The following is a 23430-nucleotide window of genomic DNA, read 5'->3' on the forward strand; positions in this document are numbered from 1 at the left end:
AATAATAGTAACTTCCATTCGTGATGAAGAGTGGAAGTTTCATTTTATAGTAGAAATGAGGAGAGATGATGGGGAAGGTTTATATCGTTGGGGCGGGTCCTGGTGATCCGGATTTAATTACTGTTAAAGGGTTGAGATGCATCGAGAAGGCTGATGTTATTTTGTACGATCGTCTCGTAAATAAAGAATTGCTTTCTTATGCAAAGCCTGAAGCAGATTTAATTTATTGCGGGAAACTCCCAAATTATCACACGATGAAGCAAGAGACAATTAACACATTTCTTATTAAATATGCGAAAAAAGGAAAAGTTGTAACGAGGCTTAAGGGCGGAGATCCATTTGTATTTGGAAGAGGTGGAGAAGAAGCTGAAGCGTTAGCAAAGCAAAGTATCCCATTTGAAATTATTCCTGGTATTTCAGCTGGTATAGCTGCTCCTGCTTACGCTGGAATTCCAGTAACGCACCGCGATGCAAGTGCAAGTTTTGCTGTTGTGACAGGGCACCGGAAAGAAGGGGCTGAAGAGGAAGTGAAGTGGGAAAGTTTAGCGAAAGGTGTAGATACATTAGCGGTCTATATGGGGGTTAGTAATTTACCTTACATATGTGAACAACTAATAAAACATGGAAAAGATCAAAGCATACCTGCCGCTATTATTGAGTGGGGAACGACATCTATGCAGCGTACTGTTACAGCGACGTTAGGAACAATTGTAGATGTTGCTAAAAAAGAACAAATTCAAAATCCGAGTATGATTGTTATTGGAGAAGTTGTTCGTTTTAGAGAAAAGATACATTGGTTTGAGAAACAAGCGGAAAATGCATATCCAGTAAGCGGAGTATTGTAAAATGAAGGCTGTATTATATATATGTCATGGAAGCCGTTTGAAAGCAGCAAAAGAAGAAGCCGTTGCATTTATTACGTCATGTATGAACCGTGTAGAGGCAAATATTCAAGAAATTTGTTTTTTAGAGCTAGCGAGTCCTTCTATTGAAGAAGGATTTCGTACATGTGTGAAGCGTGGTGCTACAGAGATTGTCGCTATTCCTGTTTTTTTATTAGCGGCAGGACATGTAAAGAAAGATATTCCGCTTGAATTACGAAAGTTAAACGAGGAATATCCGGATATCAAAATAGTGTATGGTAATCCATTTGGTGTATCAGAAGTGCTTGTAAAAGCGGTATATAACGGAAGTGGCATCCAAGACTATGAAGAAGAAGTAACACTTTTGCTTGTTGCAAGAGGGAGTAGTGATCCGGAAACTTTACAAGACATAAATTGGATTTCTTCTTTATTTCAAAAAGAAGAGAACATTAAAGAGGTGGAAGTTTGTTATTTAGCAGCTGCAGAGCCGAAGTTTGATGAGAAGTTGAAAGAAATTGTAGAACAAAAAGAACGGAACATTGTTGTGTTACCTTACTTATTATTTACAGGCTTACTCATGAAACATGTTGAGAAAGAAGTGCGTCAATATGAGTCGGAAGAGATAAAAATAAGTCCATATTTAGGAAAGAATGTAGCGTTTCGAGAGATGTTAATTCAGAAAACAGAGGAAATATTGAAGGGAGATCAATATGTATCCACTTACAGTGCGAGTTGATAAGAAACGTGTTGTTGTCATTGGTGGAGGGAAAGTAGCAGGGTTTAAAATTATTCCTTTACTAAAACAAGGTGCGGATATTGTTGTGGTAAGTACAGAATTAGATGCAAATTTGGTGAAACTTGTAGAAGAAAAGCAAATTCGTTGGTATCAAAGAGAGTATGAGAAAAGTGATATTAAAGATGCTTTTTTAGTAGTTGCAGCGACTAGCAATTCGGTACTAAATGAACAAATTGCTGAAGATGCCTCGGTAAATCAATTGGTAAATGTTATTACGAATCCGGAAAGTGGAAATGTTCATTTTCCGGCGGCAATTCATCGTGGACTACTTAATGTAGCTGTTTCTACTGGAGGGGCAAGTCCGAAACTTGCAAAAAAAATTCGTGATGATATCGCAAATAAATATGATGAGAAGTATGAATCGTATCTTGATTTTTTATATGAAGTTAGAATAAAAGTGAAAGAATTACAAGTAGAGAAAAGGCAAAAAAATATATTGTTGCAAGAAGTATTAAAGTCGATATATGTTCAAGATGAACAAAAAAGAGAGCTTTTTTTACAAGAATTCGAGAGGGGAATTTATATAGGATAGTGAGTGAATTGTGCTTTACAAATATAAAAATATAATTTATAATCACAAGTAACTTCAAAAGATGAAATCGATGAGCAAGAAGAGTACGTATATTTGATGCGTTCAGAGAGCTGGGGTAAGGTGTGAGCCCGGTACGATAAAATATACAGAATGGGCTTGCGAGAGGTATGCTGAACATTGCAGTAGGCAACCCGGGTTCCGCCGTTAAAAGGATAGGGTATCGGAATTTTCCTGTACCTGAACAAGTGGGATTTATTGATCCAATTGAGGTGGTACCACGGTATTCTATTACATATATCGTCCTCTACATGCATATTTGCGTGTAGGGGACTTTTTTATTTTCTAAAGGAGGTGTGCGAGTATGAAATGAAAGTGTATAATTGATAAAAGTTATAATATTCAGAAAAGGAGAAATTATAATGAAAGAAACACAGCAATGGACGTCGAAAATAGGCTTTGTACTCGCAGCAGCGGGAGCCGCAGTAGGTCTTGGGGCAATATGGAAGTTTCCATATGTTGCAGGTAATGGCGGGGGAGGCGCATTCTTCCTTGTATTCTTACTATTAACTATATTTATTGGTATGCCTCTTCTTGTAGCTGAATTTGTTATTGGCCGTAGTACTCAAAAAGAGGCAGTTACAGCTTATAAAGTATTAGTACCAAATAGCAAGTTATATCCTTGGATTGGTCGTATGGGGGTTGTTACTTGTTTTAGCGTACTGTCTTTTTATAGCGTTGTAGGTGGATGGATTTTACTTTATTTATACTATAGTGTCACAGGTAGTTTCTGGAACGGAGTAGTCGATTATGGGCAATTGTTTGCTGAAACAATTGCAAATCCAGTAAGTGCGATTGGGGCGCAATTCATCTTTATGCTTTGTACCATTTTTGTTGTTAGTAAAGGTGTGGAAAAAGGCATAGAAAAGGCAAGTAAGTACATGATGCCGCTATTATTCATTTTATTTATTGCTATCATTATTCGTGCGTTAACACTTGATGGTGCTATGGCTGGGGTAGAGTTCTTCTTAAAACCAGATTTTTCAAAGCTTACAGCAGATACGATTTTATATGCGATGGGACAATCTTTCTTCTCACTAACGGTAGGTGCCTCGGTAATGGTAACGTATAGTTCGTATTTAAAGAAAGAAGAGCATTTAGCTAAATCAGCAACATCTATTGTAAGTTTAACTGTATTTGTTACAGTACTTGCAGGATTAGCGATTTTTCCGGCGATTTTCGCATTAGGAGTTAAACCGACAGAAGGACCAGGGCTACTGTTTATCATTCTTCCTGCTGTCTTTGCGAAAATTCCATTTGGACAATTTTTCTTCATTATGTTTTTAGTTTTATTCTTCTTTGCGACTTTAACATCTGCGATTTCAATGCTTGAAATTGTAGTAGCATCTGTTGCGAAAGATAATGAGAAGAAGCGTCCGTCAGCTTCGTTATTAATTGGTATTCTTATTTTTGCAGTTGGAATTCCATCAGCGTTATCGTTTGGAATTATGAGTGATGTGAAAATATTTGGTAAGACATTCTTTGATTTCGTCGATTTTTCGGTGAGTAATGTGTTACTGCCGTTAGGGGTACTAGCCATTTCGCTATTCGTACCAAATAAAATGAGTAAAGAGTTATTAATGAAAGAATTAGAAGTTACGGAAACGAAAGGGAAAACATTATTTAACATTTGGTTCTTCTTACTTCGTTATGTTATTCCGGTAACTGTAATTATCGTATTTTTAAATGCGGTAGGCGTATTTAAAATGTTTGCATAATAAAAAAGACGGAGATTTCTCCGTCTTTTTTATTATGTTGTAGAAGTATTTAATAAGCGATTATATGCTTTATAAGCTGTGACAACTGCGATAAATGATCCAATTAAAAATAACGCTGAGCCGCCGAATGTAAATAACCGACCGATGTATGTTTCTCTAGCTTCTTCTATTTCTTCTTGTAATTGTGTATTCATATTTACCACCCCGCAAAATATAGGCATTTAGTTGTAGTTTATGTAAAATGCCTAAAAAGTGTGAAATGGTAGTAAAAAAACTCGGTCTGCACCGAGTTTTTTATAGTCCGATATAAGGAGATGGATCGACAGCGTTTGTCTTACCGACATTCCATTCTCCAAGGTGAAGCTCGAAGTGTAAATGTTGTCCGAAAGATTGGCCAGTATTTCCCATAAACCCAAGTTGATCACCTTGTTTTACAGTTTGTCCATTAGATACAGAACGGCTACTCATATGTGCATATACAGTTGTATATGTTTTTCCGTTTATACGGTGAGATAAGTATACAACGTTTCCGTAACTAGATGATAATTCTGAACGGATAACGACGCCATCTGCAGCAGCCATGATTGGCACTGTCCCTGAAGCGGCAATATCGATTCCTTTATGGTTATCTAAAGAACGTGTACCAAATCCTGAAGTTTTCGATCCAGCTGCTGGTTTAATAAATCCACCTTTGTTCGTATCTTGCGGTGTTGGTGCGGATTGTGTGCTTTCTTTAGCAGAAGCGGCGGCTTGTTTTTTTGCTTCCTCAGCCTTGCGTGCCTCTTCAACTTTACGCGCTTCTTCTGCACGTTTTTCTTCTTCAATTGCTTTTTGAACAGCTTGACGCTGGTTTTCTAAAATACCTTTTGACTCTTCTAATCCTTCAATCTCAGAATCTACTTTTGCTACTTTCGTATGTAGATCGTTAATAAAAGTTTGTTGCTGTTGTTGGTTATTTTGTAACTCTTGTTGTTTTTGTACTAATTTTTGCTCGGATTCTTTCAGTTGTTGCTCTTTTTTCTCAACAGCTTCTTTTTCTGTCGTCACAGCATTTTGATCACTTGTTTGCTTTTTCACAATATCTGTATCGTTATTTAAAATTAAACTTACAGAATACATATTATCAACAAGATCGGCAATATTTGCAGAATTTGTTAATACTTCTGTAATGATACTCGTACGAGGCTTCTCTTGCATAGATTGTAGTCGTTGTTTAATAACTTCCTGCCGTGTATCTATGTTTGTTTGTAATTGCTCGATATGTTTCTTTTTTTCAGCAATTGCTTGCTGCGTTTTGCTAATTTCTTTTTTTGTATCGTTTAATTCAGCTTCGTTTTTATTAATAGAAGTAGTTAATTCGTCGATTTTTTTTTGTAATTCCTGGATTTCTTTTTCTATTTGTTCTTTCTCAGCTGATTTATTTTGTAAGTCATTTTGTTTGCCTTCTAATTCAGATTGAATATTAGATAATTTATTTTCATTCGTTTCAGCGTATACGGGTGACAGTAACGGGGAAACGAAAATCGTTCCAGCTGCTAAAACACTAAACGCTGCAAATTTCTTTTTCATTGTTGTCTTGCTCCTTTCCCTATGAATGTATATATCATAAGAAGAAGAAGGGTGTCTATTGTTGTAATCATAATGTAAAGAAAACTTTATAAAATTGCTAAGTTTTGTCGGAATTTAGTATCTTTTCGTAGTGTTTGTCATAAAGTGAAATTTTTGCATGCATACAAAAATGCACCATTTTCTATTTTGTTCTAAAAAAACATGGAAAATGATGGAGTTTTCGATGGTGAAACATTACTTTAAAAACCTATAAATCACTAGTGAGGAATCGTTCTCATGTGAGGTTTTCTGACATGGGTTTTGTTTTTGTCAAGAAAATTATTTGCATTCGGGCAAACTTATTTTGTTGTCAGATTTTAAATTTTGATTTATGATTTTTAACAGGGACAAAATGTAGTGAATTGTCGAATAATATGTAATACTCTTAATTTCATGTTTTATAGAGATAGAATGAGAGATAGAGTGACACATCGAAGAGGGGGTTACCACAAGTATGAAAAGAATAGGACTTGCATGGCAAATTTTAATAGGACTTGCGCTTGGTATTGCAGTTGGAGCGATTTTCTTTGGCAATCCGGCAGTGGTTGATTATTTAAAACCAATTGGTGATATTTTCATCCGATTAATTAAGATGATCGTTGTACCAATTGTTGTAGCAAGTATCGTTGTTGGTGTTGCTGGTGTTGGTGATGTTAAGAAGTTAGGCCGACTAGGCGGAAAAACAATTCTTTACTTTGAAATTATTACAACGATTGCAATTGTTGTTGGTCTATTAATAGCGAACATTTTCCAACCTGGAAAAGGCGTGAATATGGATCAATTGACGAAGACTGATATTTCTAAATATGCAGAAACAACAGCTCAAGTACAAAGTCATTCGTTTGCAGATACATTTGTGAATATCGTTCCAACGAATATTATGAAATCATTAGCTGAGGGTGATATGCTTGCGATTATCTTCTTCTCTGTACTATTTGGTTTAGGAGTTGCGGCGATTGGTGAAAGAGGAAGACCGGTTCTTCAATTTTTCCAAGGTGTAGCTGACGCAATGTTTTACGTGACTAACCAAGTTATGAAATTTGCACCGTTTGGTGTATTCGCATTAATTGGTGTTACAGTTTCTACATTCGGTTTATCTTCATTAATTCCATTAGGGAAATTACTCATTGTAGTATACGGAGCAATGATCTTCTTCGTTGTAGTTGTATTAGGACTTACAGCGAAAATATTCGGTATTAACATTTTCCAATTCTTTAAAATTTTAAAAGACGAGCTTATTTTAGCGTATTCTACTGCAAGCTCAGAAACAGTTTTACCGAAAATTATGGAGAAAATGGAGAAATTCGGTTGTCCGAAAGCAATTACATCTTTCGTTATTCCAACAGGTTATTCATTTAACTTAGATGGATCAACTTTATATCAAGCAATTGCGGCAATTTTCTTAGCACAAATGTACGGTATTGATTTATCCATTACAGAACAAATTACATTATTACTTGTATTAATGGTTACATCAAAAGGTATCGCGGGTGTACCGGGCGTATCATTCGTTGTATTATTAGCAACACTTGGTACAGTAGGTATTCCAGCTGAAGGTTTAGCGTTTATTGCAGGTATTGACCGTATTCTAGATATGGCTCGTACAGCAGTTAACGTAGTAGGTAACTCTTTAGCGGCTGTAGTTATGTCTAAGTGGGAAGGTCAATATGACGCTGAAAAAGGACAAGCCTATTTAAAAGAGATATCTGAAAAGGGTCAAGCGGCTTAATTATGATTTGAAAAGCTCTCACATATTATGTGAGAGCTTTTCTGTATGTAGAAGAGGAGAGAAAGTTATGAAACGTAAGTACGGTGATGGTTCTACGTGGAAGCGATTACTAGAGAAGACATACACAGTAAAACAAGCTGAAGCAGGTATGTTAGGAATATTGGATATAAAAAAGGTGAGAGAGCCTAGTTATAAAGAATACAATAGTAAAGAGCTTTGCATTGCAGGTGATGGGTATACATGGATGCAATATTTTATAAACGGGAAAAACTTTGCAATTACAGCTATGTTAGACAATCAAAAACAATTAGTGCAATATTATATCGATGTGACGAAAGAATTTAAAATAGACGATCGTGGTTTACCTTATTTTGATGATTTATACTTAGATGTAGTATTGTTACCGAACGGTGAGATCTATGTACTAGATGAAGACGAGCTAGAGGATGCTTATAAAACTGGTGATGTTACAAAAGAAGAATATGAGTTAGCATGGAATACAACAAAATGGATTATAGCGACTATAAAAAATAGAAAATTTTATTGGATCTCAATATTTGATAAAGAAATCGAAAAGTTAAAATGATTGGTTTATTCATATTTTTGTATAATTACCAAAAAAATCTATACAAAAAATAATTGACTTTTGTTTTGTAAGCGAGTAAAGTTAGGAAAGAAATTATTATTAAAAAATAAATATGAAACCTTCTTATAAAGAGAGGCGGAGGGACTGGCCCTACGATGCCTCGGCAGCGGACTCGATTTCAGAGTGCTGTGCCAAATCCAGCAAGCATGTGCTTGAAAGATGAGAAGAGTGTTTCTTATAGATGTATAAGACCTCTTCTCGTTGGAAGAGGTCTTTTGTTATTCATTAGAAAAAGGTTGAAACTAGGGAGAGATGGTACTTTGAAAGAAACGAGAGGAAATGGTTTAGCTTTATTACCACTTGGGATATTTTTGGCACTATTTATTGGTTCTGGAATTATTACAGGGGATTTCTATAAATTGCCGATACTTATAGCGATTTCAATTGCAGTAGGAATCGCATTAGCGATGAATCGTAAAGAAAGTTTTAATGTGAAAGTGGAACGATTTGCAAAAGGTGCAGGAAATCCAGATATTATGATTATGGTATTAATCTTTGTACTTGCAGGGGCGTTTTCTGAAACAGCAAAAGGAATGGGCGGAGTGGATTCAACTGTTAATTTAGCGTTATCTATTTTACCACAAGGATTTATCGTTGCTGGAATTTTTGTTATAGGGGCATTTATTTCATTAGCGATGGGAACCTCAATGGGAACTATTGCTGCATTAGCGCCAATTGCTGTAGGTATTAGTGGACAAACTGATATTTCAATTGCACTAACGATGGCTACTGTTGTGGGCGGAGCGATGTTTGGTGATAATTTATCATTTATTTCTGATACAACAATTGCAGCTGTAAGGTCGCAAGGAACAGAAATGAAAGATAAGTTTAAAACGAACTTTTTAATTGTATTGCCAGCTGCAATCATTACAATTGTACTATTAGTAATGGTTACTTTAGGAAGTGATACAGAAATTAAAGCTCAAACATTTGATTGGGTGAAGATATTACCATATGCAGGTGTACTTGTTACAGCATTACTTGGTTGGAATGTACTTATCGTATTGACAGGTGGAACTGTACTATCTGGTGTTATCGGTCTTATAGATGGAAGTTATACGTTAGAGAGTTTCTTTAAAAGTGTAACGACTGGAATGGGCAGTATGATGGAATTAGTATTACTTGCCATTTTAATCGGTGGTATGGTTGAGCTTATTCAGTATAATGGTGGTATTCAATATTTAATGAATCTTTTAACACGTAATATTCGTTCGAAAAAAGGAGCAGAGTTCGGCATTGCTGGTTTAGTGAGTATGACGAATATCTGTACAGCAAATAATACAATCTCTATCATTTTTACAGGTCCGCTTGCGAAAAATATTGCGGATCAGTATGAAATTGATCCCCGTAAATCAGCGAGTGTACTGGATCTTTTCTCTTGCTGTATACAAGGGTTAATCCCATATGGTGCTCAAATGTTAACAGCTGCAGGATTTGCTGCGTTATCTCCGATCGAATTGTTACCATATGCATTTTATCCGATCTTAGTTGGAGTATGTGGAATCATTTCTATATTAATTGGTTTCCCGAGGTTTTCTAAAGTGGCGGAAAAGAAAGAGTATCATAAAACAGCATAATTAAATATGAATTTTATTCGTAGCAACAAAAAGCCGTACAGAGAATATTCTCTGTACGGCTTTTTATGTGCGATAAAAGAGTGAGTTATCCTATCTTTCCTTATATTTTTACAAAAGGCTGAATGGAACTCAGTCTTAAGTCTGAGTTAAAAACGGTTCTTAAGCTCGTTATGAAAAAATGAAAAAATAGTTAAGATAAGAGTATCAAATCGAAGGGAGGCAAGCACAAGATGAAACAATTTCTAGCGTTTATCGCGGCCGGTATTTTGGCTTTAATTGCTCTTGGTAGTCTTGCTGGTATTGTAGGATTCGCCATTGGAGCAGGAGTTGTGTACTGGAGCTATAAATCATTTGTGCGAGCTAAATCATTCTTTGGAAAGTTAGCTTGGGGTATTGTTGGTTTAATCGGTTTGTCCATTGCACTTTCTCATTCCCCAGCATTAATCGGTATCGCAGCATTAGTAGTTTTATACTACGGATACCGTGAGTGGAAAAAAGGAAAAAATGTAGTTGTTGATTCTGCTCCAGAAAGTTCTAAACCATATAGCAACTTTGAAGATGAGTGGAACAAGTTAATGAAAAACTAATATAAAATAGATCAAATTATAAAGTAGAAGAGAGGAAGATTATAATGAAACAATCTTTATTCGGACGTGTACGCGATGCAATTTTAGCTGATTTTCATAATGTGTTAGATGAGAAAGAAAGAAAAAATCCAATTGCTATGTTAAACCAATATTTACGCGATAGTGAGCGTGAAATAACAAAAATTGAGAAGTTAATTCAGCGTCATAAAACATTAAAATCTAACTTCGCTCGTGAGCTTGAGCAAGCACGTTATTTCGTTAATAAAAGATCAAAGCAAGCTATCATCGCACAAGAAGCAGGCGAATTACAATTGCATGAACGTGCATTAGAAGAAGTAGCGTATTATGAAGGGCAAGTAACTCGCTTAGAAGAAATGTATGCTGGTGTTGTAGAGCAAATTGATGAGTTAGAGCGTCGTCTTTCAGAAATGAAAAATAAATTAAAAGAAATGAACGCAAAGCGTATGGAATTAATGGCACGTGAAAATATGGCGCATGCAAACCGCCGTATGAATACTGCTATGCATAAAATGGATGAAAATAATCCGTTCTTACGATTCGAAGAAATTGAAGATCACATTCGTGACATAGAGCTTCGTATAAATGAAGAGCATGAGCGTGATACATTTGATATGAAAATTGCAAAACTAGAGAGTGAAATGAAAGAGAAAAATGAAGTATCGTTAACGAAAGAAGTAACAAAATAATTGTAGTATATAATAAAACAGGCTTATGATATAGTGATAGGAGAAAAGGTGTTGGAAAGCAATGCCTTTTCTTCTATGTATATGTGACAAAGAGGGGGGGAGCTGAAATGAAGAAGCACTTTTCAAAAACACAATTAATGGGGATGCTCCTCATCATATTTGGATTCGGTCTTTTTCTTGATATGATACTTGGACATTTTGAACCAGGTGGTCTAATATTTGCATTTATTATGATTATGTTTGGAAGACATTATCGAAAGAAGAACCGTCATGTAAGAGGGAACGTATTTTTATTTGTCGGTGGTATTGTATTCTTATTCTTCTTATTTTCATCAGCAGCATTCGTACTTGTTGTATTTGCTTGTTTAGCTTTAATTGGTTATCAACTTATTCAACAAGGACATCAGCAAAAAGCAATGAAAGTTGAAATTAAAGAAAAGGGATATATAGATGAAGAAAAACAAATATATCGTACAGAACCGTATATAAAAAATATGTTTGTAGGTAATGTCCGGATGATGGATCATATTTATGAACTTGAGGATATTAACGTCCAATATGGTGCTTGTGATGTTGAAATTGATTTAACAACTGCGATGATTCCAGAGGGAGAAACGGTAATTGTTATTCGGGGAGTCGTTGGTAATATTCGTTTATATGTACCATATGATATTGAATTGTCTTTAAATCATTCTGTTATTGTTGGGCGCGTGCTCTTGCCAGGACACGAAGAAACTGGATTTAACCGTAATGTTACGTTTAGAACAGAACAGTATAAAGAAGCCCCTCGTCGTATTAAAATTATTTCTTCGCTTGTCGTAGGCGATACGGAAGTGAGGAAAGTATAATGAAAAAACAAAGGAATATTTCGTGGATGTATATTCGTTATTCTATGTTGTCCTCTGTGAGTATCGCACTTATTTGTACAATTGTATATGTATGGAAAAGCGAGCAACAAGTTTATGATTTACTATGGAAAGAATCCATTGCTTCTGTTCCAATTGGCTTGTTTATTGTGAGTACGAGTCTTCTTATCGGAGGAATTGTAGGATATGCAATCGGTTATTATATAGAGCAGCGTATACAAGGATTAAATACTTTTCTATTTGAAGTAGAGCGAGGGAATTTTCCAAGTGATGTTTCATTTACTGCGGACGATGAATTTCATGAAGTGGAACGAAAAGTAATTGGTCTTGCTCGTCGCTTAGAGGAGCAAGCTGGGCTATTTCAAAAAGTAACGAATGAACGAGCCCATTGGAATGAAGAGATGAGACAAGAAGCGATTTCTCAAGAAAGGCATCGATTAGCGAGAGAGCTGCATGATTCTGTAAGTCAGCAGCTTTTTGCAATGTCGATGATGATGTCAGCCATTAATGAACAAGCAGCTGAAATTCCAGACACGACGAAAAAACAGTTGCAGCTTGTTGAGAATATGGTTGTAAATGCACAATCAGAAATGAGAGCATTGCTCCTTCATTTACGCCCAGTGCAGTTAGAAGGTAAGAAACTAACAGAGGGTATAGAAGAATTATTAACAGAACTGTCTAGAAAGCAACATATGAAAATTGAATGGTTAATTGAACCGATTCAATTAAAAAAAGGTGTAGAGGATCATTTATTCCGTATTGTACAAGAGGCGCTGTCTAATACTTTACGGCATGCGAAGGCAAAGAAAACCGAAGTACGCCTTCGGAAAATTGATCAATATGCGATTTTGAAAATTATTGATGACGGTGTTGGGTTTAAAGTTGGGGTTAATAAGGCTGGTTCATACGGTTTAAGATCAATGCAAGAGCGAGTTCATGAAATTGGTGGTACATTAAAAGTTCTTAGTTTTCCGAATAAAGGTACACAAATAGAAGTGAAAGTACCGATTATGATTGAGAGAGGGGGAGAGAATCATGATAAAAGTATTACTAGTTGATGATCATGAAATGGTTCGAATGGGTGTATCAGCATATTTATCAACGCAGCCAGATATTGAAGTAGTTGGAGAAGCTGAAAATGGAAGAAAAGGTTCAGAGTTAGCTTTGCAATTAAGACCGGATATTATTTTAATGGACCTTGTTATGGATGAGATGGACGGGGTTGAAGCAACACGTGCTATTATTCAAGAATGGCCAGAAGCGAAAATTGTAGTTGTAACGAGCTTTTTAGATGATGAAAAGTTGTATCCTGTTATTGAGGCGGGAGCGACAAGTTATTTATTAAAAACATCAAGAGCGAGTGATATTGCAGACGCTGTACGAGCTACTTATGCTGGGGAAACGGTATTAGAGCCGAAAGTTACTGGCAAAATGATGTCTCGTATGCGTCAGAAGAAAGAACAACCTTTGCATGAGGATTTAACAGAAAGAGAGTCTGAAATTTTGTTATTAATTGCAGAGGGGAAAAGTAATCAAGAGATTGCAGATGAGTTGTTTATTGCTCTTAAAACAGTAAAGACACATGTGAGTAATATATTAAATAAGCTAAATGTAAGTGACCGGACACAGGCGGTTATTTATGCGTTTAGACACCAGTTGACGAAATAAGAAGGAAGCTTTGACTATATATGGTCAAAGCTTTTTGTTGACGGTTATTTATGTAAGCGTTATCATTAAGGTGTTAACAGTACATACAAAGGGGAGAGAGTGTATGTTAGTTCAAACGATATTTGGAATGGATGAAACGAAAAAATTAGGTAACTATGTGAATGCGTTGCAAGCACTTTGTGAACAATATGATATTGAAACAGATCGTATTGCAATTATTGAGGCAACAGAAGAATATTATTTATTTCTAGTAAAACAAGAAGATTGCTATGATGTTGTAAAAGTAGAAACGGTGGATACGAATATTGATTACTATACGAAAGCTTATAAAGTAAGTAGCTTTAATCATACTTCTTATCAAATGTAAAAAAACTCCCGAAATGGGAGTTTTTTTATGATACTTTCGATTCAGGTGAATGATCCGTTAATGGTACTGCTTTTGCACCACTTAATTTTGCGATAGCAAAACCGATAATAGCCCCAACTAATGCTGGCACTAACCAGCCAATTCCTTCATTATATAATGGAATAAACTCGAAATAAGATGTGATAAATGAAACAGGAATATTCCCTTGTTTTAATCCGTCAAAAACGCTAACAACTGCTGTTCCGATTAAAGCACATACATAAACAGATCGATAGCCACCGAAATATTTATGAAGTAATGATAATAACACGAGTACAATTGCAACTGGATATACAACAAGTAAAATAGGAACAGAGATTGCGATAATTTTTGTTAAACCTAAGTTGGCAACTAATAATCCTAACAAGCAAATGACGCTTGCTAACGTTTTGTATGAAAAATTTGTCAATAATGTTGAGAAGTATTGACTGCATGCAGATACAAGTCCAACGCATGTTGTTAAGCAAGCGAGTGTAACGATAAGAGATAACAGAATTAGACCATATGGACCGAATAATTGTTGTACGATAATGGTAAGTAGCTGTCCTCCATTGTTTGCGTATCCAAGAGAGACACTAGTTGTACCGAGCCAGCCAAGTGCACCATATACAAGTACGAGGCCAGTAGCGGCAATAAGTCCTGCTTTTGCTGTTGCGATGGCAATTGATTTACGGTCATTCACACCTTTTGAGCGAATTGCATTTACAACGATAATCCCAAATGCAAGTGCTGAAATGGTATCCATCGTTAAGTATCCTTCCATAAAACCTTTGAAAATTGGAGAAGTTTGATACTCTTGCATGGCTGGTCCAGATTGCCCGAGGGGTGTAAATACACTCTTAACGAATAATAAGAAAATAGAGAGTAATAAAATAGGTGTTAATACGCTTCCGATACGATCGACGAGTTTAGAAGGGTTTAAACTAAGCCAAAATACGATAGCAAAAAAGATGACTGTGTATAAAAATAGCGTTAGGTTGCTAGAGCGAATAGTTTCTGGTAAGAAAGAACTAACTCCCATTTCATAAGCGACATTAGCAACACGTGGGATGCCCATAGATGGACCGATTGCAATGTATACAATTACTGTAAAGAATATTCCGAATAATGGGTGAACATGACTTGCAAGTTGTTGCATTCCATTTCCTGATAGAGAAATGGCGATAACAGTAAGTAGCGGTAAGCCGACTCCTGTTAGTAAAAAACCAATCATTGCTGGCCAAAAGTTTTCACCAGCATTTTGTCCAAGCATTGGAGGGAAAATTAAATTGCCTGCTCCAAAAAATAAAGAAAATAGCATAAGACCTGTGAAAAAAACATGTTTTTTTGATACAGTGTTCATTGTTTTTTTCCTCCTTTTTTGTAAATTCATTGTAAGAACACAAAAAACTCGTCCCTTAAGAAAGGGACGAGTTATATTTACCCGCGATACCACCCTAATTTATACATGTAGAAATATATCTATATGTATACGGCTTTACAACGTACAACATGATACGTGTTCCTTGTAACGGGGGACGACCGGTAAGAACTTACTTCAGCATTCGGTTCTACTTCTCGGAGATGATTTTCGGTTGCGAACTGAGCATTGGCTTTCAGCAAAATACCAACTCTCTGTGGAACAGCTCTATAACATACTCGTTCTCGTCAATGAATTTTTATTCAAGTATTCTGACAACATTTTCACATGTTTTTTTTAGAAAGTCAACATATTTTTTGGGAAATACACTTTCTTGTAGAAATATAGCTGAGAATATAAGGGTTAATGCTATTTGTAAAAATGCTGTAAAACATTATAGAGAATTGTAAAGTTTATGGAGAAAATCGATATTTATAGGAGTAAGGAAGGGATTGTTTGAATTTACAGAGAATAATACAACAATCCACTTGCTGGAAAGAACAAACCAAAAGAGGTGACTGAAATGCTTGCGATGGGAGTATTATTTGGCATTATTGCTATAATTGGTTTTATGTGGTTATATTATTCGCGTTCGTTTAAACAAGCAGAAGTTTTACTCTTTCAAAAAGGTAGTTTGTTGACAAATCAGTCTAGATATTTAGTATGTCCGAAGTGTGGAAGTGCACAGGCCAGGAGTGGAGGATATCAAGAGTGTTGCAAAACTAGATTATGAAAGAAGGAAGCCTCACATTATTTTGTGAGGCTTCCTTCCTTACAATTTTTTCGCGCTCCAAATTGTCCAACGATCTCTTTCGATGATAGGAGAGACGTTTTGTAATGCCGTTTGGATATGATGTAGAAGTTGAGAAAGTTCATTATCTGTTAATTCATATAGAATGGATCGTCCGGTTCGAGGAGATAAATCTTGCAGCAATGCTTCTACAGAATCATGTGTTTTTCGTACTTCCCAGTGTGCTTGAATGGGGAACACTTGAAGAGAATATTTTTGTAATTCTTGCTGTATAGTAGTGGTTTTTGGTCTTCTTTTTGATTCTATTTCAATGAGTTTTGGAAATACAGAGAAAAAGTATCCACGAATGTGTTCAGGACTTCCTGGAATTGTACAATCTTCAATAGTTCGGTCTTGTAAAATAAGTATACCGTCTTTTTTTAATATACGAGAAGCCTCTCGTATAAATGTAGGAATATCTTGTAAGTGATGAATGACTGCACGCGAAATGACAAGGTCGAATGATTCGTTAGGATATGGAATGTTATGCGCATCACCGTGAATGAATGAAATGTTTGGGAAGGCATTACAATTTTCTTTTGCAGCTTGTAATATTTCTTTTGAAAAATCAAGCCCAACAACATTTTTGGCTCCCATAAGAGCAAGTTCTTTCGTATAAATGCCTCCACCACAACCTATATCAATTACTTGTTTGTTTTGTACATCTACAATATTGTTTATTGTTTCCTGCCATGAAATATGTGCGTTACGATTTGCATACGTATACTTATTATTTGCATCATGAAAATTAATGGACATTGTAAAATCCTCCCTTCAGTGTATAGTATAGCTCATTCTATATAATGTAACGTTTTTGTTTTATGTATGAGGATTATAAGAATTTCTTATTGGGAAAGGAGAATCGATTTGAAAGGGAAATATTTAATGTTTTTATGTGTTATTTTACTCGCGTCGTGTGGTCAAGCCGAGCAAAAGAAAGAATCAAAACAAGTAGAGGAGACAGTGAATGAAGTGAAAGAACCATTACAAGTAACTGTTATGCAAAAAGATAAAGAAGAAAAAATTTTAAAGAAAATGGATGCGGAGTTGGTGGTGGATATTATAAACAAAGCGGAAAAACAAGAAGTAACGGGTAGTTTTGGTGAACCGGAATATGAAATACAAATTAGTAGAGATGGGAAAAAAGAAACATATTATGCATGGTTAAGAGGAGAAGATCGCCGAGGATGGATTCAATATAAGAAAGATATGTATATGCTGAACGAAAAAGATACTGAAAAACTTTTGGCTATATTTCCAAAGATTCCAGAACAAAAAGAAGATGAGATGCAGGTAGGGCCTTTAACGGAAGTAACGAAAAAAGATTTGCAGATTACCGCGTTTCATATTAAAGCAGGGGATCAAAATGTGAATTATAAGGTACGTTATACGATTTCACAATCACTATATAATAAGTTAGCAAAGGAACAAGAATATTATTTGCAATTGATTTTCCCGGAAAAGGTTCAAAAATTAATTGGAGCAAAAGAGAGTGAAATGATTTCAGCTGAAAAAGTAAAGGAAGGGTATAAACAGTATGAATTGAATGTTACTGTTCCGATAAAAGATGCTTCAGAAGCACAATTAAAATCACTAGAAACCTATTATGATAATTACGATTTACAAATGTTAAATAGTAAGAAAGAAAAAGTAGGAGCATTTCAAAATATTATTCAAATTGTTAAAGAGTATGGTGAAAAAATGAATTTACAAAGATAAAGTGAAACTTTAATCAGTGTGGGGGGGCATCCCCCACTGATTATTAGCCTTCACCAGTCGGGCATTTATGGGTAGCCAAAATCCCACCTAACTTCTTTGCTCCAGCCGAATTTTGAGGTGGGATTCTTACTACCCGCAAATAGCGGGCAGTAAGAATCATAAAGTATATATGGCCTTTCCTAGGAAATGATAATAGAGGGGAAAGATCCCCTCTATTATTTTGTTTTTGCAGATGGCCCATTCATTGATTTTCGTGTAATTAGAAAGGAAATCATAAGAGCAGAAAGAATAATAAGGGCTATAAATAAGTGATTTGGCAACCAATCTAATAATAATACGTAGCTGACGGTATAAAAAATAAGAGTTGAAGCTAAAAACGATAGAGCACCTATCATAAGAGATTGTAATTTCATTTGTATTTACCTCCTTTTATTTTTATTTTTGGCTAAAAATGGATGAAATAAACATTATTTCTAACAATAGAAAAAAATATGTCATAATAGAGAAAAGAATAAGTTTTGATGAGTGTATATGGCTCAGTAAAGCGAGGTAAAGGAGAGGAATATGAAAAATAATAAAAAAGGGTTATGGGGAATTATTGTTGCAATAGGGTTATTTTTGCTATCTAAGTTAAAATGGGTATTTGCAATTTTTAAGTTAGCAAAATTTTCAACAGTATTTAGTATGTTTTTATCGCTTGGTGCATACGCAGTCATATATGGTTGGAAGTTTGGGGTAGCACTCGTGTATTTATTGTTTGTACATGAGATGGGGCATTTATGGGCAGCGAGAAAGAAAGGTATACCAACATCGCCAGCAATCTTCATACCATTTATGGGAGCTCTTATTGGGATGAAAGAGATGCCGAAAAATGCAAAAGATGAAGCTTACATTGCATATATGGGACCTCTTTTCGGATTGCTTTCATTTTTACCCGCGATCCCACTGTATATAATAACGAAAGAGCCGTTTTGGGCGCTTATTATTTTACTTGGAAGTATGATTAATTTCTTTAACTTAATTCCAGTTTCTCCGTTAGATGGTGGACGAATAATTTCAGTTGTAAGCACGAAAATTTGGGGAGCAGGGCTAGTTTTACTACTCGGCTATTCTATTTACTTCAAGAGTATTTTAGGAGGATTTATTTTTATTATCGGCTGTATGGAACTATATAGAGTAATAAAGAGAGATGAGCCGATTAAGGAATTAGGATATAGAATCGATGGAATGAAAAAATATGTTACTAGGCTTGAAGAGGAATTAAAAGAAACTGGTGCGGTGCATCGAACGATTTATATGATTCACCATGAGATGAATGTATTAAGACAAAGAGAACGTGAAAAAGAACTAAAAACAGGAGGACTTCAAAAGATTGAAGTTCTAGAGTACCTTTTACCAAAGTTTGAGCCACTTGATTATGTCCCATATGAAGATGAAAAAGAAATGCATACAATTCATATAAGAGAAGCATTTGAAATGTCAGAAAGAAAATTAAATGAATGGGAAACAGAAAAAGAACAACAAGAAAATTATTATAAAGTCGATACGAAAACGAAATGGACAGTATTTGCTTGTTATATCGGATTAATGGCTATACTCGGTTATACAGCTTATGAAGGTTATGTTGTTTTACAAGAGCATTTACCAAGGAGAAGTTTGTAGAAAAATAGTGTCGAAATGAAAAAAAGGATTTAAACAGGAATTACATTTCTACGAGAGAATGTTACAAGTGGAACAGTACATTGTAATATTCATAGTAGAAAAGGGGTTCTGTATATGAAGAAATTGTTAAGTGTATTGGTAACTATTACTGTGATGGCAATAGCGAGCTATAGTCTTATGAAAGTACTATTATATTATGCGAATAAGTCTGCTGGAGTAAATACAGTAGCACAAATAGAAGAGGTGCAAGAGAAGAAGAAGACACTCGATTTTGTTCGTACGACACATGAAAGTTATAATAATTTCTTGAATTATGGTAAGGCAGAGAAATATACAGATGGGGATTGGAAACATTTTAAACAATGGTTTCAAGAGCAAGAAGCCTCTTTAAAAAATATACATAAAGAAATAAAAAATGAAAAAATAAAACGCGATGTGAATAGAAGTTATGAAATTGTAAAAAAAGGTGTGGAGCTTCAGAATATGGAGTATGTAATCTATGCTCATCGCGTATACCATGACCTGGATATACTTGTGAATAAATATAAAGGTGAAACGAATATATGGGGGTATACAGAGTTTGGAGATGGGCAGAATATAAGAGTAATTGAACAAGCGATACAAATAAAGTAGTAGGCTAGCTAGAATTCTAGTTAGCTTTTTTTGAGCACAATTAATGAGGGCTAATTAAAATTTACTTAATATGTGCATTGTTCATATATTTTTCACAAAAACACCGTGTTAATAGTGATTAAAATCACAATATGTATTATACAATTCAGTTAAACTAAAAACAGTTAAGGAAATAGAGGAGTGGGATACAATGTTAAGTGCAAAAACAATTGAAATCGTAAAGTCAACAGTACCGTTATTACAGGAAAAAGGCGTTGAAATTACAACGAGATTTTATCAAATTTTATTTTCGGAACATCCGGAGTTATTGAATATTTTCAACCATACGAATCAGAAAAAGGGAAGACAACAACAAGCGTTAGCAAACGCTGTTTATGCAGCTGCAACGTACATTGATAATTTAGAAGCTATTATTCCAGTTGTAAAACAAATCGGTCATAAGCATAGAAGTTTAGGTATTAAAGCAGAGCATTATCCAATAGTAGGTACATGCTTACTACGAGCGATTAAAGAGGTCGCGGGCGCACCTGATGAAGTTTTAAATGCATGGGGAGAAGCGTATGGCGTCATTGCTGATGCATTCATTAGCATTGAAGCGGGTATGTATGAAGAAGCTGCACATAAAGAAGGTGGATGGAAAGATTTCCGCAACTTTGTGATTGTTAAAAAAGTGAAGGAAAGCGACGTTATTACATCATTTTATTTAAAACCTGAAGATGGCGGGAAAGTTTCTTCATTCATCCCAGGACAATATGTAACGATTCAAATAAATATTAAAGGTGAAACATATACACATAATCGTCAATATAGCTTGTCTGATGCTCCAGGAAAAGAATATTATCGTATTAGTGTAAAGAAAGAAAAAGGTGTAGATACACCAGATGGTAAAGTATCTAATTACTTACATGATCATGTAGGGGAAGGAGATGTCTTACCAGTAAGTGCACCAGCGGGAGATTTCGTATTAAATATGGATTCAACATTACCTGTTGTACTAATTAGTGGTGGGGTAGGGATTACACCGATGATGAGCATGTTAAATACGCTAATTGAACAAGAATCAAAGCGTAATGTATGCTTTGTTCATGCGGCGATAAATAGTAATACACATGCGATGAAAGAGCATGTTGAGACAGTAGAAAAAGAGTATGAACAAGTTAAAGCATATACTTGCTATTCTTCACCGACAGAGCAAGATGTGGAAATGAAGAATTTTGATAAAGAAGGATTCATTGAACGTGAATGGTTACAAACTATTATTCCAACAACTGAAGCAGAATTTTATTTCTGCGGTCCAGTACCATTTATGAAGCATATAAATGCTGCATTAATTGATTTGGGTGTTAAACAAGAGAACATTCATTATGAATTTTTCGGTCCCGCAGCAAGCTTACAATAGATTAATGTTGCCAAGCAAAAAACGAGGTATTATTTTACCTCGTTTTTTGCTTGTTCTCTTAATAAGCGATTAACTGTTTCGCGGCGTACACCTATGAGCTGACCAATTTCAGTTTGTGTTAATATTTCATAAATAGGGATGTCACCTAAATATAAGGTGAACCATTCTTGTAAACGATGAAGGCGCTCTTTAGGAGAGACAGTTGTCAATTGATCGATACGCTGTTGCATCATTCTTAACTTCGATTGTAATTGTATAGCGATATTTTCATATGATGCAGGATTTTCTTGAAGTTTGTCGTACCATTCATTGCTAATTATAGGCTCCACTTCTGTTTTCATTAAAGCGATAGCTGTACCGTGATATTCTTTCGGTGAAATTAAAGAATGGTGAGGTATCGTTTCACCAGGAACGATAATATTAAATAAAAATGGTGTTCCGTCTTCTTCTAACCGAATAACTTTTAATAAACCTGTTTTTATAAAATATAATGGACCGTCCTCACCTTGACGGAATAATAGATCTCCCTTATGTAGAATCAATGTTAGCCCCCCATTAAAATATTTCTATTTCTTATATTTTAGCGTATATGTGTAAAGACAATATGCTTTTTAAACAGCAATTTCATTGACGAAATGTATGCTATTACAGTAGTATACTATTTAGTGTGTAATAGTACTAGCAATGAATACGCTGTAGGGGGTTTAGTATATTGTTAGATGCGATGAAGATGACGGATATGAGAATTCCGGCGAATGCTATCATTCATGTAGAAGAGATGAAAGGTGGAGTCGTTTTATCCGTTGAAATAGACGGCCAAATTATTTATACGATGGCTTATGATGAAGAAACAGATAGTTATGCTGAATTATATGATCGAAACGATAAGAGGGCGTGCCAAGTACATGAAGACTTTATGGGATGGTCACTTCTTCACTAAAAAGATGTCAATATGACATCTTTTTTTATTGAATCGATAGATTATACAAAGAAATGAAATATAAGGATAAAATTTGTAATAAATGATTTTGCATTGTTAGCACTTTGTAACTGTAAGATAACTGTTTTTTCGCTATCATAAAGATAACAGTCATAGCTATAGGAGTGATCAACTTGAAGAAATTACATATTTCAAATTTTATGCTATTAAGTGTTTGTTTAGTTTTATTTGTTCTCCTAGGAGCCTTTTTATATTCATGTGTATAAGAAAAAACGCATTCTAGAAAGAACGCGTTATAAAAATGAAGTAATGATTAATCTAGTTCCAAGAATAATTAATGTGATACGTAATAAATTAATTACTGCATTACCACTTAATTTTGTGTTAATATAAGCCCCGATTTTTCCGCCAATCCATGCACCAGGAATAAGAATTAATGCATAAGCCCAGCTGACATTTCCTAGAGAGATGTGAGTTAAAGAACTTACAATTGCTGAGAGAAATACGATAAACATTGAAGTTGCTACAGCAATGTGTGCTGGGAACGCAAAAAGGAGCATCATCGCTGGCACAAGTAAGGCACCACCACCGATTCCAAATAATCCGGATATAAATCCAACTATAAAGGCAATAAAGATAGCGAGAAATGGTGGAAATTGATAGTCTACAGTATTTCCTTCGTTATCTGTAAAAGATCGCTTAATTACAGTCATATTTGATAGGGAAAGAGGTTTCAATTTGTCTCGTAGTATAAGAAGAATGGAGACGAATATAAGAAAAATCCCAAAGTATAAAGAAAATGTATCTTGGTTTAAAAATTTGTTTGCCCATGATCCGATGATACCACCAGGGCCACTCCCGATAAATAAAATAAGTCCACTTTTATAATCTACCCGTTTATGTTTCATATAAGTAAGGGTAGAAGACAGCCCCGTAAAAACGACGGTTACCATAGAAGTTCCTACTGCGAGTTGTGGTGATAAACTGTGTAATCCAATTAATAACGGAACGATAATAATTCCGCCTCCAAGTCCGACTAGGCTCCCGACTGTCCCGGCGATTAATCCGATGAAAAGTAACATGATGTATTCCAAAATTGTCAACTCCTCTATATAACTTATCCATCAA

Annotated in this window: 26 protein-coding genes, 1 riboswitch and 2 other annotated features; of the genes, 19 read left to right on the forward strand and 7 right to left on the reverse strand. The window is 35.2% G+C overall.

From position 1 onward, the window contains the following. Positions 1-68 precede the first annotated feature (68 nt). The 4 genes from cobA to EXW56_RS07205 all read left to right on the forward strand — a co-directional run bounded on the left by cobA (position 69) and on the right by EXW56_RS07205 (position 3966). Entirely contained in the window at positions 69-845 is a 777-nt protein-coding gene (cobA, locus tag EXW56_RS07190; RefSeq protein ID WP_002201188.1) for a uroporphyrinogen-III C-methyltransferase, read from the forward strand. 1 nt (position 846) lies between these two features. After that, on the forward strand, positions 847-1599 hold the full coding sequence (locus EXW56_RS07195) for a sirohydrochlorin chelatase (protein WP_002158650.1): 753 nt from the start codon (positions 847-849) through the stop codon (positions 1597-1599). Beyond that, positions 1574-2191 (forward strand): NAD(P)-binding protein, encoded by a 618-nt coding sequence (locus EXW56_RS07200; protein ID WP_002201187.1) that lies wholly within the window; start codon positions 1574-1576, stop codon positions 2189-2191. Before EXW56_RS07195 ends, EXW56_RS07200 begins: the two co-directional genes overlap by 26 nt. 61 nt (positions 2192-2252) lie before the next feature. Next, positions 2253-2499, forward strand: a binding site (T-box leader). 111 nt (positions 2500-2610) lie between these two features. After that, complete coding sequence (locus EXW56_RS07205; protein WP_002201186.1) at positions 2611-3966, forward strand: sodium-dependent transporter; 1356 nt, start codon at positions 2611-2613, stop codon at positions 3964-3966. Positions 3967-3998: 32 nt separating this feature from the next. On the opposite strand, the gene EXW56_RS07210 is transcribed toward EXW56_RS07205, so the two are convergent. Then, positions 3999-4160 (reverse strand): hypothetical protein, encoded by a 162-nt coding sequence (locus EXW56_RS07210; protein WP_002158647.1) that lies wholly within the window; start codon positions 4158-4160, stop codon positions 3999-4001. A 100-nt stretch (positions 4161-4260) separates the two neighbouring features. Then, positions 4261-5535 carry a murein hydrolase activator EnvC family protein gene (locus EXW56_RS07215; protein ID WP_002201185.1) on the reverse strand — a complete coding sequence of 425 codons (1275 nt, stop codon included), beginning with the start codon at positions 5533-5535 and terminating at the stop codon, positions 4261-4263. A 493-nt stretch (positions 5536-6028) separates the two neighbouring features. Between EXW56_RS07215 and gltP the strand changes: the two genes are divergently transcribed. From gltP to EXW56_RS07260, 9 genes are all read left to right on the forward strand, one after another. Next, on the forward strand, positions 6029-7303 hold the full coding sequence (gltP, locus tag EXW56_RS07220) for a glutamate/aspartate:proton symporter GltP (RefSeq protein WP_002201184.1): 1275 nt from the start codon (positions 6029-6031) through the stop codon (positions 7301-7303). Between the two features lie 67 nt (positions 7304-7370). After that, positions 7371-7889, forward strand: coding sequence for a ribonuclease FAU-1 family protein (locus tag EXW56_RS07225; protein ID WP_002201183.1), 519 nt, complete (start codon positions 7371-7373; stop codon positions 7887-7889). 120 nt (positions 7890-8009) lie between these two features. After that, a riboswitch (SAM riboswitch) is annotated at positions 8010-8115 on the forward strand. A gap of 94 nt (positions 8116-8209) precedes the next feature. Continuing rightward, positions 8210-9526, forward strand: coding sequence for a Na+/H+ antiporter NhaC family protein (locus EXW56_RS07230; protein ID WP_016104299.1), 1317 nt, complete (start codon positions 8210-8212; stop codon positions 9524-9526). A 230-nt stretch (positions 9527-9756) separates the two neighbouring features. Continuing rightward, positions 9757-10113 carry a lmo0954 family membrane protein gene (locus EXW56_RS07235; RefSeq protein ID WP_002149463.1) on the forward strand — a complete coding sequence of 119 codons (357 nt, stop codon included), beginning with the start codon at positions 9757-9759 and terminating at the stop codon, positions 10111-10113. A gap of 44 nt (positions 10114-10157) precedes the next feature. Then, positions 10158-10820, forward strand: coding sequence for a PspA/IM30 family protein (locus EXW56_RS07240; protein ID WP_002011675.1), 663 nt, complete (start codon positions 10158-10160; stop codon positions 10818-10820). Between the two features lie 107 nt (positions 10821-10927). Continuing rightward, positions 10928-11668, forward strand: a complete 741-nt coding sequence (gene liaF, locus EXW56_RS07245) for a cell wall-active antibiotics response protein LiaF (RefSeq protein ID WP_002149462.1) — start codon at positions 10928-10930, stop codon at positions 11666-11668. Beyond that, entirely contained in the window at positions 11668-12744 is a 1077-nt protein-coding gene (locus EXW56_RS07250) for a sensor histidine kinase (protein WP_215597335.1), read from the forward strand. The genes liaF and EXW56_RS07250 overlap by 1 nt, the downstream gene beginning before the upstream one ends. After that, on the forward strand, positions 12722-13354 hold the full coding sequence (locus EXW56_RS07255) for a response regulator (RefSeq protein ID WP_002201181.1): 633 nt from the start codon (positions 12722-12724) through the stop codon (positions 13352-13354). The genes EXW56_RS07250 and EXW56_RS07255 overlap by 23 nt, the downstream gene beginning before the upstream one ends. A 10-nt stretch (positions 13355-13364) precedes the next feature. Then, the gene (locus EXW56_RS07260; protein WP_002126339.1) at positions 13365-13721 is read left to right on the forward strand and encodes a DUF3992 domain-containing protein; all 357 of its coding nucleotides are present in this window, start codon (positions 13365-13367) and stop codon (positions 13719-13721) included. 25 nt (positions 13722-13746) lie between these two features. Here the strand turns inward: EXW56_RS07260 and brnQ3 are convergent, their stop codons facing one another. Next, complete coding sequence (gene brnQ3, locus EXW56_RS07265; RefSeq protein WP_002201180.1) at positions 13747-15102, reverse strand: branched-chain amino acid transport system II carrier protein BrnQ3; 1356 nt, start codon at positions 15100-15102, stop codon at positions 13747-13749. A 59-nt stretch (positions 15103-15161) separates the two neighbouring features. After that, positions 15162-15420: a binding site (T-box leader), on the reverse strand. 262 nt (positions 15421-15682) lie between these two features. On the opposite strand from brnQ3, the gene EXW56_RS07270 reads away from it, so the two are divergent. Then, positions 15683-15892 (forward strand): hypothetical protein, encoded by a 210-nt coding sequence (locus EXW56_RS07270; RefSeq protein ID WP_000880631.1) that lies wholly within the window; start codon positions 15683-15685, stop codon positions 15890-15892. A gap of 39 nt (positions 15893-15931) precedes the next feature. Here EXW56_RS07270 and EXW56_RS07275 read toward each other — a convergent pair whose 3' ends face one another. Then, positions 15932-16708, reverse strand: a complete 777-nt coding sequence (locus EXW56_RS07275) for a class I SAM-dependent methyltransferase (protein ID WP_002201179.1) — start codon at positions 16706-16708, stop codon at positions 15932-15934. A 108-nt stretch (positions 16709-16816) separates the two neighbouring features. Between EXW56_RS07275 and EXW56_RS07280 the strand changes: the two genes are divergently transcribed. Beyond that, the gene (locus EXW56_RS07280) at positions 16817-17668 is read left to right on the forward strand and encodes a YhfM domain-containing protein (RefSeq protein ID WP_002201178.1); all 852 of its coding nucleotides are present in this window, start codon (positions 16817-16819) and stop codon (positions 17666-17668) included. Positions 17669-17883: 215 nt separating this feature from the next. Here EXW56_RS07280 and EXW56_RS07285 read toward each other — a convergent pair whose 3' ends face one another. After that, the gene (locus EXW56_RS07285) at positions 17884-18081 is read right to left on the reverse strand and encodes a hypothetical protein (protein WP_002201177.1); all 198 of its coding nucleotides are present in this window, start codon (positions 18079-18081) and stop codon (positions 17884-17886) included. 151 nt (positions 18082-18232) lie between these two features. On the opposite strand from EXW56_RS07285, the gene EXW56_RS07290 reads away from it, so the two are divergent. The 3 genes from EXW56_RS07290 (at position 18233) to hmpA (ending at position 21362) form a co-directional block, all read left to right on the forward strand. After that, on the forward strand, positions 18233-19330 hold the full coding sequence (locus EXW56_RS07290) for a site-2 protease family protein (protein ID WP_002201176.1): 1098 nt from the start codon (positions 18233-18235) through the stop codon (positions 19328-19330). Between the two features lie 114 nt (positions 19331-19444). Continuing rightward, positions 19445-19963, forward strand: coding sequence for a hypothetical protein (locus EXW56_RS07295; protein ID WP_002201175.1), 519 nt, complete (start codon positions 19445-19447; stop codon positions 19961-19963). 190 nt (positions 19964-20153) lie between these two features. Then, on the forward strand, positions 20154-21362 hold the full coding sequence (hmpA, locus tag EXW56_RS07300) for an NO-inducible flavohemoprotein (RefSeq protein WP_002201174.1): 1209 nt from the start codon (positions 20154-20156) through the stop codon (positions 21360-21362). 29 nt (positions 21363-21391) lie between these two features. Here the strand turns inward: hmpA and EXW56_RS07305 are convergent, their stop codons facing one another. Further along, the gene (locus EXW56_RS07305) at positions 21392-21904 is read right to left on the reverse strand and encodes a Crp/Fnr family transcriptional regulator (protein WP_002201173.1); all 513 of its coding nucleotides are present in this window, start codon (positions 21902-21904) and stop codon (positions 21392-21394) included. 170 nt (positions 21905-22074) lie between these two features. Here EXW56_RS07305 and EXW56_RS07310 point away from each other — a divergent pair, with 170 nt between their 5' ends. Beyond that, complete coding sequence (locus EXW56_RS07310; RefSeq protein WP_000883004.1) at positions 22075-22302, forward strand: hypothetical protein; 228 nt, start codon at positions 22075-22077, stop codon at positions 22300-22302. 293 nt (positions 22303-22595) lie between these two features. Here EXW56_RS07310 and EXW56_RS07315 read toward each other — a convergent pair whose 3' ends face one another. Continuing rightward, the gene (locus EXW56_RS07315) at positions 22596-23396 is read right to left on the reverse strand and encodes a sulfite exporter TauE/SafE family protein (RefSeq protein WP_002158631.1); all 801 of its coding nucleotides are present in this window, start codon (positions 23394-23396) and stop codon (positions 22596-22598) included. Positions 23397-23430: the final 34 nt, after the last annotated feature.

Origin of the sequence: Bacillus mycoides (genome assembly GCF_018742245.1) — a bacterium.
GTDB classification, from domain to species: Bacteria; Bacillota; Bacilli; order Bacillales; family Bacillaceae_G; genus Bacillus_A; species Bacillus_A cereus_U.